1 protein-coding gene is annotated in these 230 nt (G+C 59.1%); it reads left to right on the forward strand.

What is annotated here, in order from left to right; all coding sequences use genetic code 11:
- A partial coding sequence (locus tag ACCC94_RS30550; RefSeq protein ID WP_413353277.1) for a dienelactone hydrolase family protein occupies positions 1-230 on the forward strand: 230 nt, incomplete at both ends.

The following is a 230-nucleotide window of genomic DNA, read 5'->3' on the forward strand; positions in this document are numbered from 1 at the left end:
GCCTCGTTCTGTTGCAGGAAATCTTCGGCGTCAACGACACCATGAAGGCGACGGCCGACCGCTTCGCCGAGGAAGGCTACGTGGTGCTGGTGCCCGATCTCTTCTGGCGGATAAAGCCAGGCATCGAACTGGGTTATGACGAAGCCGACATGAAGCAGGCGCTCGCCTACCTGAATCAGTTCGACACTAATCTGGCGGTGGACGATATCGCGGCCACCATTGCCGCACTG

The organism is Pseudomonas sp. Pseusp97 (assembly GCF_047304025.1).
Taxonomy (GTDB): domain Bacteria; phylum Pseudomonadota; class Gammaproteobacteria; order Pseudomonadales; family Pseudomonadaceae; genus Pseudomonas.